At 68.6% G+C, this 14,835-nt stretch carries 13 protein-coding genes; 7 read left to right on the top strand and 6 right to left on the bottom strand.

The window, feature by feature from the left end; translation table 11 throughout:
* Nucleotides 1-720 precede the first annotated feature (720 nt).
* Both WS69_RS10990 and WS69_RS10985 read left to right on the top strand, forming a co-directional pair.
* Nucleotides 721-2,835: a site-specific recombinase gene (locus WS69_RS10990; protein ID WP_059470797.1), complete on the top strand. Its 2,115-nt coding sequence runs from the start codon at nucleotides 721-723 to the stop codon at nucleotides 2,833-2,835.
* Between the two features lie 340 nt (nucleotides 2,836-3,175).
* Nucleotides 3,176-4,468 (top strand): THUMP domain-containing class I SAM-dependent RNA methyltransferase, encoded by a 1,293-nt coding sequence (locus tag WS69_RS10985; RefSeq protein ID WP_059470796.1) that lies wholly within the window; start codon nucleotides 3,176-3,178, stop codon nucleotides 4,466-4,468.
* A gap of 198 nt (nucleotides 4,469-4,666) precedes the next feature.
* Here the strand turns inward: WS69_RS10985 and WS69_RS10980 are convergent, their stop codons facing one another.
* Both WS69_RS10980 and WS69_RS10975 read right to left on the bottom strand, forming a co-directional pair.
* A complete protein-coding gene (locus WS69_RS10980) occupies nucleotides 4,667-5,140 on the bottom strand; it encodes an SRPBCC family protein (RefSeq protein WP_059470899.1) in 474 nt (157 codons plus the stop codon).
* A complete protein-coding gene (locus tag WS69_RS10975) occupies nucleotides 5,133-5,465 on the bottom strand; it encodes an ArsR/SmtB family transcription factor (protein ID WP_059470795.1) in 333 nt (110 codons plus the stop codon). Before WS69_RS10975 ends, WS69_RS10980 begins: the two co-directional genes overlap by 8 nt.
* Before the next feature lie 171 nt (nucleotides 5,466-5,636).
* On the opposite strand from WS69_RS10975, the gene WS69_RS10970 reads away from it, so the two are divergent.
* A complete protein-coding gene (locus tag WS69_RS10970; RefSeq protein ID WP_059470794.1) occupies nucleotides 5,637-6,029 on the top strand; it encodes a VOC family protein in 393 nt (130 codons plus the stop codon).
* Nucleotides 6,030-6,351: 322 nt separating this feature from the next.
* On the top strand, nucleotides 6,352-7,038 hold the full coding sequence (locus tag WS69_RS10960; protein WP_059470792.1) for a helix-turn-helix transcriptional regulator: 687 nt from the start codon (nucleotides 6,352-6,354) through the stop codon (nucleotides 7,036-7,038).
* A gap of 233 nt (nucleotides 7,039-7,271) precedes the next feature.
* Here the strand turns inward: WS69_RS10960 and WS69_RS10955 are convergent, their stop codons facing one another.
* From WS69_RS10955 to WS69_RS10945, 3 genes are read right to left on the bottom strand one after another with little or no spacing between them, the layout of a single operon-like run.
* Nucleotides 7,272-8,726: an NAD(P)(+) transhydrogenase (Re/Si-specific) subunit beta gene (locus tag WS69_RS10955; RefSeq protein ID WP_059470791.1), complete on the bottom strand. Its 1,455-nt coding sequence runs from the start codon at nucleotides 8,724-8,726 to the stop codon at nucleotides 7,272-7,274.
* The gene (locus WS69_RS10950; protein ID WP_059470790.1) at nucleotides 8,723-9,052 is read right to left on the bottom strand and encodes an NAD(P) transhydrogenase subunit alpha; all 330 of its coding nucleotides are present in this window, start codon (nucleotides 9,050-9,052) and stop codon (nucleotides 8,723-8,725) included. The genes WS69_RS10955 and WS69_RS10950 overlap by 4 nt, the downstream gene beginning before the upstream one ends.
* A gap of 11 nt (nucleotides 9,053-9,063) precedes the next feature.
* Nucleotides 9,064-10,203 (bottom strand): Re/Si-specific NAD(P)(+) transhydrogenase subunit alpha, encoded by a 1,140-nt coding sequence (locus WS69_RS10945; protein WP_059470789.1) that lies wholly within the window; start codon nucleotides 10,201-10,203, stop codon nucleotides 9,064-9,066.
* A gap of 242 nt (nucleotides 10,204-10,445) precedes the next feature.
* Between WS69_RS10945 and WS69_RS10940 the strand changes: the two genes are divergently transcribed.
* The 3 genes from WS69_RS10940 (at nucleotide 10,446) to WS69_RS10930 (ending at nucleotide 13,934) form a co-directional block, all read left to right on the top strand.
* Nucleotides 10,446-10,955 (top strand): NUDIX hydrolase, encoded by a 510-nt coding sequence (locus tag WS69_RS10940; protein ID WP_059470788.1) that lies wholly within the window; start codon nucleotides 10,446-10,448, stop codon nucleotides 10,953-10,955.
* Nucleotides 10,952-12,166, top strand: coding sequence for a tRNA 2-thiouridine(34) synthase MnmA (gene mnmA / locus WS69_RS10935; protein ID WP_059470787.1), 1,215 nt, complete (start codon nucleotides 10,952-10,954; stop codon nucleotides 12,164-12,166). Before WS69_RS10940 ends, mnmA begins: the two co-directional genes overlap by 4 nt.
* Before the next feature lie 127 nt (nucleotides 12,167-12,293).
* Complete coding sequence (locus WS69_RS10930; RefSeq protein ID WP_059470786.1) at nucleotides 12,294-13,934, top strand: FMN-binding glutamate synthase family protein; 1,641 nt, start codon at nucleotides 12,294-12,296, stop codon at nucleotides 13,932-13,934.
* A gap of 198 nt (nucleotides 13,935-14,132) precedes the next feature.
* Here the strand turns inward: WS69_RS10930 and WS69_RS10925 are convergent, their stop codons facing one another.
* Nucleotides 14,133-14,744, bottom strand: coding sequence for a glutathione S-transferase family protein (locus WS69_RS10925; protein ID WP_059470785.1), 612 nt, complete (start codon nucleotides 14,742-14,744; stop codon nucleotides 14,133-14,135).
* Between the last annotated feature and the right edge of the window lie 91 nt (nucleotides 14,745-14,835).

The raw sequence follows: 14,835 nt of genomic DNA, 5'->3' as shown, positions 1-14,835 counted from the left end.
CGTGCAGAGGACCGTGGGGCGCGAGGTCGGCGAGGGGTGAGACTCGTGAAATGTGGGATTCGCAAAGCGCGAGGTCTGTGAGGCGTGAGATCTGCGCGGCGTGAGGTTCGCGAGGCGCGAGGGCCGTGAGGCGTGAGGGCCGTGAGGCGTGAGGGCCGTGAGGCGTGAGGGCCGAGAAACACGGGGGCCGCGAGGCGTAAGAGTCGAGAGACACTACGGCCGCGAGGCGTGCGCTCCGCGAGTTGAGCCGGCCCCGGCGACCGATGCGTCCGCATTCGTCGCAACAATCGGCTCGACCGGGGAACTCGACCGCCTTTGCCAACTCGACCGAGTCAGCCGAGTCAGCCGAGTCAGCCGAGTCAGCCGAGTCAGCCGAGTCAGCCGAGTCAGCCGAGCCGCCGACCATTTGACACTGTTTGTCGATTCGCACGAGGAACCGACAGCGCCGCCGACGGTCGCCTTGCGTTTTTCGTGTCGATTGACGATCCTACGCACCTTCCGGCGAGCCGGGGGCCAGCGCGCCGTGCTGCGCCACCCCGCCGTCGCCCCGGACCGTGCCGGTCCGTCATCGCGCCGCGAACCGCGGCGCCGCGCATTCGACGAACGCCAGAACGATTGCATGACCGACCGAACCGCCGCGCGCGCCGCCTTGCGCCGCGCCGCCGGTTTGCGCAGCATCCCGACAGAACCCAGCCCTTCTGGGCGCCCGATATCCTGCTTATGTTCGAATCCCTGACGACCCTGATCAAAAAGTGGCGCGCGTCGCGCAGCGCGAGTCACCAGCTGGACGCGCTCCTCGCGACAGCGGACGCCGACGCGCCGTACGCGGAACGCGCCGAATGGCTGATCGAGCTCGCGCACTGGCTGCGGCGCGACGGCGCGATGCTGGCCGCCGCGCCCGCGCAGGCCGCGTCCGGTGAACGCACGTTCACCGCGCACGCGCGGCTGCGCTACGTGTTCCACGTGCTCGACCGCAATCCCGAATGGAGGACGAACGTCGCGCGTCTGCTGCGCGGCGTGCTGCGCGAGAGCGACGGCATCTCGCTGCTGTGCGACGCCGGGATGCCCGTGCATTCGGGCTTCTTCGGCGCGCTCGTCGAGCGGATCGACTCGTCGCTGATCCCGCCCGCGCCGAACCGCCGCGAGCTCGCCGCGCTCTTCACGCTGATGTTCCCGTCGACGGCCGACGCGCAGTGGATCGACGCGCTGCCCGACGACCTGCTCGCGCGGCTCGCCGATCTGTTCGCATTCGACGTGACGGAAAAAGAGCGCCACCAGCCCGGCTCGTTCTCGCGCGACCTGCTCGCCGCGCTGCACAACCTCACCTGCCAGATCAGCTCGACGGGCCTGTCGCAGACGGTGCGAAGCCGCCTGTCGGACGAGGACGCGCGCACGCCGCTCGAAGCGCAGCCTTTCTATCGGCTGACGCGCGCGATGCTCGCCGTCGAGACCGCACACGCGGCGCTCGACGACGGCGGCGATCCGAGCAAGCTGCTGCACGAAGTCAACTATCTGCGCGTGCTGCTCGACGAGTGCCGCGTGTCGATCGACGACGTGTTCTCGCATCTGTACCGCAACGGCGTGTCGGTCGACATCGTGTTCCAGGTCGAGCGGATGCGCATGCGCATCCTGCGCGCGGAGACGCTCCTGAACGCATGGATGACGCGCGACGATCTGCGCGGCCTCGCGCACCTGACGGCCGAGCTCGTCGACGCGAACCAGAACAGCCAGAGCGTGTCGCACCTCGTGCGCAGCAACTTCGCCCTCTTCGCGCGCAAGCTCGTCGAGACGAACGCCGACACGGGCGAGCACTACATCTCGCGCGGTCGCGCCGAGTATCTGAAGATGCTGCGGATGGCGGCGGGCGGCGGTCTCGTGACGGTCGCGACCGTCTGCATCAAGTTCGGAATCACGGGCATGCATCTGCAGTCGATGCTCGAAGGACTGCTCGCCGGCATCAACTACGCGGCGAGCTTCATGCTGATGCACTTCCTGCACTACACGCTCGCGACGAAGCAGCCCGCGATGACCGCGCCGACGATCGCGCGCGAGCTCGACGGCACCGGCCACGACGAAGGCGTAAAGCAGTTCGTGTCGTCGGTGATCGCGCTGATCCGCACGCAGGCGGCTGCGATCTGCGGCAACGTGCTCGTCGTGCTGCCCGTCTGCTTCGCGGTGCAGATGTTCGCGAGCAGCGTGCTGCACGCGAACGTGATCTCGCCCGAGAAGGCGCACGCGACGTTGAGATCGTTCTCGCTGTTCGGCCCGACGCCGATCTATGCTGCGCTGACGGGTGTGCTGCTGTGGGCGTCGAGCCTCCTCGCCGGCTGGGCCGACAACTGGTTCGTGCTGCATCGCGTCGGCGACGCGCTCGCGTACAACCGCCGCCTGCGGATCACGCTCGGCATCGCGGGCGCGGCGAAGCTCGCGCATTTCTGCCGGTCGAACGTCGCGGGCGTCGTCGGCAACGTCGGGCTCGGACTGATGCTCGGCCTCGTGCCGGCGATCGTCGGCGCGTTCGCGTTCTCGTTCGAAGTGCGGCACGTGACGCTGTCCGCCGGCTCGATCGGCGTCGCGCTCGGCGTGCTCGGCAAGGAAACGCTGCACTCGGCCGAGCTGTGGTGGGCGGTCGCGGGCGTCTTCAGCATGGCGATCCTGAACGTCGCGGTAAGCTTCGCGCTCGCGTTCACGATGGCGGTGCGCTCCCGGAGCCTCAGGCCGACCAAGGTGCGCGCGCTCGTCGCCGCGATCGGCCGCGCGGTGCTCGAGCGTCCGGTCAGCCTCGTCTGGCCGCCGCGCAGCAGCGGCGCGGCGAGCGAATCGCGCGCGCATTGAGCGCGGCGGCAGCGCCAGCGGGCGGGCGGCGGGCGGGCGGGCAACGATGCCGCAGGGCCGCCCGGCGGGCAGCCGCACGACGATGCGACGGCACTGACGGACGGCGAGCGGCAACGCGTCGCCAGGCGGCAGCCTGCCGGCTGGCGACGAGCCGAGCCGAACCAAGCTGAACCGAGCCGTCGCCGATGCAACAGCCGGCCGACGCACGACGACACGCCCCGCCATCGATACCGACAGCAATATCGACACCGGCGACACGAACCGCCCCCGCGCGGCCCGAAGCGGCGAGCGCGCCCACCCCGCGTACAATGGCGTACTTTTGCACGCATCCGCCCGCCTTATGTCCTCGCCGACCCTATTCGACTTCTTCGCTCCCTGCCCGCGCGGGCTCGAAGCCGCGCTCGCCGCCGAGCTCGCGGAAATCGCCGCACGCCACGCGATCGCTCCGTACGACGCGGGCGCGCAGGTGCCGGGCGGCGTCCATTTCCGAGGCGGCTGGGCGGCCTGCATGGCGGCCAATCTGCATTCGCGAATCGCGAGCCGCGTGCTGCTGAAGATCGCGCACCGGCCGTACCGCAACGAGCAGGACGTCTACGCGCTCGCGCTCGAACAGCCGTGGGAGCGCTGGTTCGCGGCGGCGCAGACATTGCGCGTCGACATCACCGCGATCAAGTCGCCGCTGAAGAGCCTCGAATTCGCGACGCTGCGCGTGAAGGACGCGATCTGCGACCGCCTGCGCGACAAGACGGGCGCGCGTCCGAGCATCGACACCGCGCAGCCGGACGTCCGTGTGTTCGCGTTCCTGACGGCGGGCGACTGCACGCTCTATCTCGACACGTCCGGCGAGCCGCTCTTCAAGCGCGGCTGGCGCCTCGACAAGGGCGCCGCGCCGCTGCGCGAGAACCTCGCGGCGGGCATCCTGCGCCTGACCGGCTGGACGGCCGGCACGCCGCTCTACGATCCGATGTGCGGCAGCGGCACGTTCGTCGCGGAAGCCGCGCAGATCGCGCTCGGCGTAGCGCCAGGCATCGAGCGCCGCTTCGGCTTCGAGAAACTGAAGCAGTACGACATCACCGCGTGGCAGGCGCTGAAGGTCGCCGCGATGGACACGAAGCGCGCGGCGCGCGGCAAGCGCGACGATCTGCTGATCTTCGGCAGCGACATCTCCGGCGACATGCTCGATAAAACGCGCGCGAACCTCGAGCGCGCGGGCGTGCCGCCACTGTGGCTCAAGCAGCTCGATGCGCGCAACATGACGCCGCCCGTCGCGACGCCCGGCGTGATCGTCACGAATCCGCCGTACGGCGAGCGGATCGAGGTGCGCGGCCGCGGCCCGCGCGGCGACGCGCGCGAGACGGGCAAAAGCCGCGGCGGCGACGACGCGTTCCGCCGCACGCACACCGACGCGCCCGACGGCGAGTTCTTCCGCGCGGTCGGCGACGCGCTCAAGCAGCGCTTCACCGGCTGGCAGGCGTTCATGCTGAGCTCGGACCGCACGCTGCCGGGCCAATTGCGGCTGCGCGAATCGGCGAAGACGCCGCTCTTCAACGGCGCACTCGAATGCCGGCTGTTCCGCTTCGACCTGATCGCGGGCAGCGTGCGGCAGCGCCCGGCAACGGCCGACGGCGAATAACGCGCGGCGCGTTCGCCGCGCAATGCACGCGCCGATTCGGCACCGCCGGCGCGATCGCCTGCGCCGCGCGTCGCGCGCCCGGTCGTGGAGCGCCGCGCGTCGGCATGCGCACCGGCGCGGCACGCATCGGAAGCCGCGCGCGAGCCTCGGCCGTTCTTACACCTTGGCCGCCGCGCATGACGGCGCGGCGCGCGATCCTCACTTCTTCTCTGCGCCGTCGCCGTGCCAGCGGCGCGCCGTCATCGCGAGCGGCCGCCCCGTCTCGAGCAGCGTCTTCAGGCTCGACAGCACGACGGGCCACCCCATCCGGATCCCGCGATCCATGTCCGAATCCGGCACGAGATTCTCGTGTGTCACGGTGAGCCGCACCGCGTCGTCCATGAACGGCTCGACGGCGAACGTCACGCGCGTGTCTTCGCTGCCGGCCGGAAACCGCCACGAGATCACGAGCCGGTTCGGCGGATCGTTCTCGATCACGTCGCCGACGAGATCGATCGTGTGCGGATCGTCATAATCCTGATGCTCCCAGCGCGAGCCAGGCTTCCAGTCCGGCGACGCGTTGCGGTGCCGGCACCAGTACTCCTTCGTCAGTTCCGCGTCGGTGAGCGCGTCGAACACGCGCTCGGGCGTCGATGCGATGTACGTCACGTACACATAAGCGGGGTCAGCCATCGTCGTCTCCATCGGTGCGGGCCGCTTCGAGTCCGCGTTTCAGTTCGGCGAGCGCCTGCAGGCGGCGACGCTCGAACGTGCCGATCCGGCGCTCGGCGATCTCGTGGATCGGCACGGGGTTCAGGCAGTGCGATTTCTCGCGGCCGCGCCGCACGGTCGCGACAAGATTCGCGTCCTCGAGGCGCGCCGGATGTTCGCTGACCGCCTGGCGGCTCATCGCGAGTCCTTCGCCGAGCTCGGGCAGCGTCTCGCCGTTTCGCGCGCGCAGCAAATCGAGCTGGCGGCGGCGCGTCGCGTCCATGAGCGCTTTGAATACGAGGTCCATCGGATATCGGCCGGTATCGCTTCATTGTGCAACCTCGAAGTTGCACGTCAAGCGCCGTTACGCTGCTGACAGTACGTTGTCAGCAGGCCCCGCGCACACTGCGATGCCGTCGCGCTGCGACGCGGGTTTCCGGGACGGTTTCCCCGCATATCAACGTACAAGGAGCTTGCAATGACTACCGCAAACAGCGAAAGCGTAATCGCCTGGTTCGACATCCCGTCAATCGATTTCGATCGCGCGATCCGCTTCTACGAAGCGGTGCTGCAAACGGCGTTGCAGCGAGAAGTGATCGGCGGGGTGCCGACCGCGGTCTTCGTGCATCCGGAGGCGGCCACAGGCGGCGCGGTCGTCTACGATCCGCAGCGGCTGAAGCCGGGTCCGGACGGCGCCGTCGTCTACCTGAATGCGAACGGCCCGGTGACGGCCGCGCTCGAGCGCGCGAAGCGCGCGGGCGGCATCGTGCAGGGCTCGGTGATCGAGTTGCCGAACGGCTATGGCTACATCGGCTATCTCGTCGACACCGAGGGCAATCGCGTCGGCCTGCACTCGCTCAAATGCAGCTGAGCGCGGCGACGCGGGAACGCATGCTCGCGCGTGCCGGCGCAACGGCCGCCGCGCGAACCGTGACGCGCTACGCCGACGCGGCCGCGGCGACGGCGATTGCCGCGGCCGCGCGTCTGCCCGCGTCGCGAGCGGCGGCAGTAGCGGAGGCGGCAGTAGCGAAGACGGCGGCGGCAATAGCAGAGGCGGCATCCGCGCACGTGCAACCGTGCGCGATCGTAATCGCGCGGGCTGAGCCGAAGACGAAAACCGCGCGTGCCCGCTGTCGCGCGCGGCGCTATCATCGCGGCATTCCCAATCCCGTCCCCACTCTCGGAGCCCCGCGATGACGCGTCGCGCCGACCGCCTGTTCCAGATCGCCGAATTGCTGCGCGGCCGCCGCCTGACGACCGCGCAGCAGCTCGCCGACTGGCTGTCGGTATCGCCGCGCACCGTGTACCGCGACGTGCGCGACTTGCAGCTGTCGGGCGTGCCGATCGAAGGAGAAGCCGGGATCGGCTACCGCCTGAACCGCGCGGCGAGCCTGCCGCCCCTCACGTTCACCGCGGAGGAACTGGCCGCGCTCGCGGCGGGCGCGCGGATGCTCGAGACGTGGGGCGGCGCGCGCTTCGCGGGCGGCGCGCGTTCGGCGCTCGCGAAGATCGCGTCGGCGATGCCCGCCGACAAGCGCGCGACGCTCGACCGGCTCGCGGTATTCGCGCCGTCGTTTCACATCGACCGCGCGTTCTCGGAGAAAGTGGATGCGCTGCACGAAGCGGTCGACGGCCGCCGCATCGTGAGCTTCGCGTACTGCGACCGGCTCGGCGCGCAGACGACGCGCCGCGTATGGCCGCTCGGGCTCGTCTACTGGGGCGGGCGCTGGACGATCGGCGCATGGTGCGAGCTGCGCGAAGACTTCCGCACGTTCGACATCGCGCGAATGAACGAAGTCGCAGTGCACGCGGCGTTTCCGGATCAGGAGGGCAAGCGGCTCGCCGACTATCTGCGCAAGGCGAACGCGCCCGTGCGTTGACGCGCGGCGCGACGGCAAGCGCACGAGCGATCGTCGCGCGAACGCAACCCGAACGATCCGTGACGGCGTCGAATCGCTCGAATCGCATGTGGCGATCCGCGACGTACATGCGTCAGCCGCAGACAAAAAGAAAAACGCCGAAACGATGCGCCGCCCCGCGGGCCGCGCGCCGATCGGCGCCCTGTACGCGAACGGCGAGCGCCCCGGCCGACGCCGGCGCGCCCGCGCATCGCTTACTCGACCGACTTCACCATGTCCTCGATGACTTTCTTCGCATCGCCGAAGACCATCATCGTCTTGTCCATGTAGAAGAGCTCGTTGTCGAGGCCCGCGTAGCCCGCGGCCATCGACCGCTTGTTGACGATCACGGTGCGCGCCTTGTACGCCTCGATGATCGGCATCCCCGCGATCGGCGATTTCGGATCGTTCTTCGCAGCCGGATTCACCACGTCGTTCGCGCCGAGCACGAGCACCACGTCGACCTGCCCGAACTCGCCGTTGATGTCCTCCATCTCGTGGACGATCTCGTACGGCACTTCCGCTTCCGCGAGCAGCACGTTCATGTGGCCCGGCATCCGCCCCGCGACCGGATGGATCGCATAGCGCACGTCGATGCCCTTCTCGACGAGCTTGTCGGTCAGCTCCTTCAGCGCATGCTGCGCACGCGCGACGGCAAGCCCGTAGCCCGGCACGATCACGACCGTTTCGGCGTTGCCGAGCATGAACGACGCGTCTTCCGCGGAACCCGACTTCACCGGCCGCTGCTCCTGCGAGCCGCCGCTCGCCGCCGTGCCCGGCTCGGCGCCGAAGCCGCCCAGCAGCACGTTGAAGAACGAGCGGTTCATCGCGTGGCACATGATGTACGACAGGATCGCGCCCGACGAGCCGACCAACGAGCCCGCGATGATCAGCATCGCGTTGTTCAGCGAAAAGCCGATGCCCGCCGCCGCCCAGCCCGAATACGAGTTCAGCATCGACACGACGACCGGCATGTCCGCGCCGCCGATCGGGATGATGATCAGCACGCCCAGCGCGAACGCGATCGCCGTCATGATCCCGAACGGCAGCCACGACTGCGTCACGAAGAACAGGATGCCGAAGCCGAGCATGCCGAGCGCGAGCATCAGGTTGATCAGATGCTGCCCCGGATAGACGACGGGCGCGCCCTGAAAGAGCCGGAACTTGTACTTGCCCGACAGCTTGCCGAACGCGATCACCGAGCCGGAGAACGTGATCGCGCCGACGAACGTGCCGATGAAGAGCTCGATCCGGTTGCCGAACGGAATGAAGTTCGGCGACGCCGCATCCTGCGGCACGAGCCCGAACGCCTCCGGCTCGGCCACGACCGCGACCGCGATGCACACGGCCGCGAGACCGATCAGCGAGTGCATCGCCGCGACGAGCTCCGGCATCTTCGTCATCTCGACGCGCGCGGCGATCACCGCACCGACCGCGCCGCCGATCACGAGCGCGCCGAACACGAGCCCGAGGCCGAGCGGCAGGTTCGCGCCGAGCCAGGCGGCCTGCTTGACGATCAGCGCGACGGTCGTCAGGATCGCGATCGCCATCCCGACCATTCCGAATAGATTGCCTCGTCTAGCGCTCTTCGGATTCGACAGGCCCTTCAGCGCCTGGATGAAGCACACCGACGCAACGAGGTACAGCAGCGTGACGACGTTCATGCTCATCGCGCGCCCTCCTTCGCCTTGCCGTTCGCCTGCTTCGGCTCTTTCTTCTTGAACATCTCGAGCATGCGCCTCGTCACGAGAAAGCCGCCGAACACGTTGACGGCCGCGAGCGCGACGGCGAGCGTGCCGAAGAACTTGCCGACGCCGCCCAGCGTCAGTGCGGCCGCGAGCATCGCGCCGACGATCACGATCGCCGAGATCGCGTTCGTCACCGCCATCAGCGGCGTGTGCAGCGCGGGCGTCACGTTCCAGACCACGTGGTAGCCGACGTACACCGCCAGCACGAAGATGATCACGTTGATGACCGTGTGATTGATGATCTCCATCCCGCCTCCCGTTATTTGCGCGCGACCTCGCCGTCGCGACACAGAAGCATCGCGGCGACGATGTCGTCCGAAAGATCGATGTTGAGCGCGCCTTCCTTCGTGACGATCAGCTTCAGGAAGTCGAACAGATTGCGCGCGTAGAGCGATGACGCGTCGGCGGGCACCATCGCGGCCAGGTTCGTGTAGCCGGCGATCGTCACGCCCTGATGGACGATCACCTGGTCGGCGACGGTGAGCGGGCAGTTGCCGCTCTTGCGGCCGTCGAATTCGGGGCCGCGGCCCGCCGCGAGATCGACGAGCACCGAGCCCGGCTTCATCGACTGCACGGTCTCGACGGAAATCAGCGTCGGCGCGGGACGGCCCGGAATCAGCGCGGTCGTGATGACGATGTCGGCCTGCTTCGCGCGCTCGTGCACGAGCGCCGCCTGACGCCCCAGCCACGACGCCGGCATCGGCCGCGCGTAGCCGCCGACGCCTTCTGCCGCGTCGCGCTCTTCTTGCGTTTCGTAAGGAACGTCGAGGAATTTCGCGCCGAGCGATTCGATCTGCTCCTTCACTGCGGGACGCACGTCGGACGCTTCGATGACGGCGCCGAGGCGCTTCGCGGTCGCGATCGCCTGCAGCCCCGCGACGCCCGCGCCAAGGATCAGCACGCGCGCGGCCTTCACGGTGCCCGCGGCCGTCATCAGCATCGGAAAGAAGCGCGGATACAGCGCCGCGGCGACGAGCACCGCCTTGTAGCCGGCGATGTTCGCCTGCGACGACAGCACGTCGAGGCTCTGCGCGCGCGTCGTGCGCGGCGCGGCTTCGAGCGCGAAGCCCGTGACGCCCGCCGCCGCCAGACGCGCCGCCTGCTCGGCGTTGAACGGCTCGAGCATCCCGACGAGCGTCGCGCCGCGCTTCAGCTGCGCGGCCTCCGCATCGGTGGGCGCCTGCACCTTCAGCACGATGTCCGCGCCGAACGCGGTGGCCGCGTCGGTCAGCTCGGCGCCGGCGGCCGCGTATGCGTCGTCCGGAAAGCTCGCGGCCACGCCTGCGCCGCGCTCGACCGTCACGCGGTGGCCGGCCGCCGCGTATTTCTTGACCGTCTCCGGCGTCGCCGCCACGCGCGCCTCGTTCGCCCGCGTTTCGGCAGGCACTCCGATATGCATCGTCGATCCCTCCTCTTCGTTTGTTCTACTGCGACGGCGAGCCGGACGACTGACATACCGGCTCGAAGGCAACGGCTGTTTCAGGCGCCACTTTAACCGAAAGCGGCGACGAATCAGCAATGCGACCCCTTCCCGGTCGACTGGCGTGTGCACGTGGGCAACGCCCGGAGTTGCGTCGGGGTCGGAACCGCGCTATACGCGAATCCGGCAGCAGCGCGGCGCAACCGGTAAAATGCACGGCTATGAAACCCGAAATCTGGACCCCGCACGTGACGGTCGCCGCGATCGTCGAACGCGACGGGCGCTTTCTCGTGATCGAAGAACATACGTCGTCCGGCCTGCGCATCAATCAGCCGGCGGGCCACCTCGAAGCCGGCGAGACCCTCGTCGAAGCGGTGATCCGCGAGACGCTCGAGGAAACCGCGCATCCGTTCGAGCCGGACGCGCTCGTCGGCGTGTATCTCGCGCACTACGCGCGCCCGGCGAGCGCCGGCGCGACCTACCTGCGCTTCACGTTCTGCGGCCGCGCGGGCGACGCGCTCGCCAATCACACGCTCGACGACGGCATCGTCCGCACGTTGTGGATGACGGCCGACGAACTGCGCGCCTGCGAGGATCGCCATCGGTCGCCCGCCGTGATGCGCTGCGTCGACGACTACCTCGCCGGCCGCCGCGTGCCGCTCGATTTCGTGCATACGCATTCGGTCGCGCCGTATCGCGCGGCCCCGGATCATCAGGCGGCGGGCAAATGACGAAGCGCCGAGTCGTGGTGGGCATGTCGGGCGGCGTCGATTCGTCGGTCACCGCATGGCTGCTGAAGGAACAGGGCTACGACGTCGTCGGCCTCTTCATGAAGAACTGGGAAGACGACGACGACGGCGAATACTGCTCGACGCGGCAGGACTGGATCGATGTCGTGTCGGTCGCGGACCTGATCGGCATCGACGTCGAGGCGGTGAACTTCGCTGCCGAATACAAGGACCGCGTGTTCGCCGAATTCCTGCGCGAATACTCGGCGGGCCGCACGCCGAATCCGGACGTGCTGTGCAACGCGGAGATCAAGTTCAAGGCGTTCCTCGATCACGCGATGTCGCTCGGCGCCCAGACGATCGCGACCGGCCATTACGCGCGCGTGCGCGAGCGCGACGGCCGCTTCGAGCTCCTGAAGGCGTTCGATCATACGAAAGACCAGTCGTACTTCCTGCATCGCCTCAATCAGGCGCAGTTGTCGAAGACGCTGTTCCCGCTCGGCGAAATCCCGAAGACGAAGGTGCGCGAGATCGCCGAGCAGATCGGGCTGCCGAACGCGAAGAAGAAGGATTCGACGGGCATCTGCTTCATCGGCGAGCGCCCGTTCCGCGATTTCCTGAACCGCTATCTGCCGACGAAGCCCGGCCCGATGAAGACGCCCGACGGCAAGACGGTCGGCGAGCACATCGGCCTCGCGTTCTACACGTTCGGCCAGAGGAAGGGCATCGGGCTCGGCGGCAGCAAGGACGGCAGCGGCGAGCCGTGGTTCGTCGCGGCGAAGGACATTGCGTCGAACACGCTCTACGTCGTGCAGGGCCACGATCATCCGTGGCTGCTGTCGCGCGAGCTCGTCGCGGGCAATGTCAGTTGGGTCGCGGGCGAACTGCCCATCGACGGCTTCGCGTGCGGCGCGAAGACCCGCTATCGGCAGGCCGACGCGGCTTGTATTTTCGGCCGGGCCGCGCCAGGCCGGGCCGCGTCAGGCCGGGCCGCGTCGGGCGGCGGCGCGGCGAGCGGCGTTGCAGCCGACGCAAGCGGCGAGCGCTTCTCGCTGACGTTCGACGAGCCGCAATGGGCGGTCACGCCCGGCCAGTCGGCGGTGCTGTACGACGGCGACGTGTGCCTCGGCGGCGGCATCATCGAATCCGCGGCAACGGGACGCCCCGACGCCGCGCACGCGGGCGGCGCGCCCGCGCTCGCCGAAGCGCGCTGACCCCCGATCGGTTTAGACTTGCGGCACGCGACGGACGGCGCGCCGGCACGGCGGCGTCCGCGTCCGCGCCCGCCGCCGCGCCGCTCGTCGACGCATGGCGGCATCCGAAAAACGATATGGAGTCCCCATGCTTTCTCGACGTTATCTCGCGATGTGGTGCGCGGTCGCCCTCTTCGCGGCCGTCGCCGTGCTCGCGGCCCGGCATGCGATCTCGTGGCTGTGGATCGCGCCCGTCGCCGCGCTCGTCGCGCTCGGCCTGTACGACCTGAAGCAGGACCGCCACGCGATCCTGCGCAATTACCCGCTGTGGGGCCATCTGCGCTTCCTGTTCGAATTCATCCGTCCTGAAATCCGCCAGTACTTCGTCGAAGACGACACCGACGAAAAGCCGTTCTCGCGCGCGCAGCGCAGCCTCGTCTATCAGCGCGCGAAGAACGTCGCCGACAACCGGCCGTACGGCACCGAGCTCGACGTGAAGGCGGTCGCGCACGAATGGATCAGCCATTCGCTCGCGCCGACGAAGCTGGCCGGCCACGATTTCCGGGTCCGCGTCGGCGCGATGCGCCAAGCGCCGTACGACATCTCGATCTTCAACATTTCGGCGATGAGCTTCGGCGCGCTATCGGCGAACGCGATCCGCGCGCTGAACCTGGGCGCGAAGCAAGGCGGCTTCGCGCACGACACGGGCGAAGGCTCGCTGTCGAAATATCACCGCGAGCACGGCGGCGACATCATCTGGGAGATCGGCTCCGGCTACTTCGGCTGCCGCCGCGACGACGGCACGTTCGATCCGGACAAGTTCGAGAAGCAGGCGCGCGACCCGCAGGTGAAGATGATCGAGGTGAAGCTGTCGCAAGGCGCGAAGCCCGGCCACGGCGGCGTGCTGCCCGCCGCGAAGATCACGCCCGAGATCGCCGAGACGCGCGGCGTGCCGATGGGCAAGGATTGCGTGTCGCCCGCCGCGCATTCGGCGTTCTCGACGCCGCGCGGGTTGCTCGAGTTCGTCGAACGGCTGCGCGAGCTGTCGGGCGGCAAGCCGACGGGCTTCAAGCTGTGCGTCGGCCATCCGTGGGAATTCTTCGGGATCGCGAAGGCGATGCTCGAGACGGGCATCGTGCCGGACTTCATCGTCGTCGACGGCGCGGAAGGCGGCACCGGCGCGGCGCCCCTCGAATTCACCGATCACGTCGGCGTGCCGCTGCAGGAAGGGCTCCTCCTCGTGCACAACACGCTCGTCGGGATCCGGCTGCGCGATCAGGTGAAGCTCGGCGCAAGCGGCAAGATCATCACCGCGTTCGACATCGCGCGCACGCTCGCGATCGGCGCGGACTGGGTGAACTCGGCGCGCGGCTTCATGTTCGCGGTCGGCTGCATCCAGGCGCAGCACTGCCATACGGACCGCTGCCCGACGGGCGTCGCGACGCAGGACCCGGTGCGCCAGCGCGCGCTCGTCGTGCCGGACAAGGCGGAGCGCGTCCACGGCTTCCATCGCAACACGCTGCACGCGCTGCAGGAACTCGTGCAGGCGGCGGGGCTGTCGCATCCGTCCGAGCTGCGCGCGCATCACATCGTGCAGCGCGTCGCGCCGCACGAAGTGCGACTGATGTCGCAGTTGCTCAAGTATCTGGAGCCGGGTGCGCTGCTGAACGGCGACCATTGCGGCTTCTCGCTGTACGAGACATGGTGGCCCGTCGCGCGCAGCGACTCGTTCTCACTCGGCGAGAGCGGGTACGCGCGCATCGGCGGAAGCGCGCCGGCGCGCGCCTAGTTCGACAGAAAAACGCCCCTCGGAAGGGCGTTTTCTCGTAAGTCGCCGCGGCGTGGCGCACCGCGATCGCGAGCAGCCGGCGAGCTTGGCCGTCGGCTCGCGCATCGAAACGTCGCGCGCCGCCCACGCGCCGCGCGTCAAACGAAAAACGCCCCGGTAACGGGGCGTTTTGTCATCGACGCCGCGCGCGGCGTCGCGTCACTGCGGCACTGTGTCGACGAACGGCTGGCGCTGCGACAGCTTCACGAAATGCTTGTCGAGATTCGGATGGCGCTCGCGCCAGTTGATTTCGGGCATCCGGAAATCGAGGTAGCCGAGCGTGCAGCCGAGCGCGATGTCGGCAAGCGTGTAGTGATTGCCGACGCACCACATCTTGCCGCCCAGGCCCTGCGACATCGCGACGAGACCGTCGTCGATCTTGCGCTGCTGGCGCGCGATCCATGCGTCGCTGCGCTGCTGCGGCTCGCGCTGCGTGTGCTCGATACGAATTGCGACCGACGCGTCGAGCACGCCGTCGCCGAGCGCCTCCCAGCACCGCACCTCGACGCGCTCGCGTCCGGACGGCGGGATCAGCTTGCCGACGGGCGAAAGCGTGTCGACGTATTCGCAGATCACGCGCGAATCGAACACGGCGGCGCCGTCCTCCATCACGAGGCACGGCACCTTGCCGAGCGGGTTCGACGCATGGATGTCGGTGTCCGGCGCCCAGACGTTCTCGAGCTCCAGCTTGTAGTCGATCTTCTTTTCAGCGAGCACGATTCGCGCCTTGCGGACGAACGGGCTGCTGAGCGAACCGATTAATTTCATCATCTGTCTTCTGTCGGGAATACCGCCCGAGAGTATACGTTGTCGCCGATCATAACCGGCCGTTGCGTCTCCGTTGATAATCGGCCATCCGGCC

Source organism: Burkholderia sp. BDU5 (assembly GCF_001522845.1).
GTDB lineage: Bacteria > Pseudomonadota > Gammaproteobacteria > Burkholderiales > Burkholderiaceae > Burkholderia > Burkholderia mayonis.
This window is presented reverse-complemented; position numbering and strand designations above follow the sequence as displayed.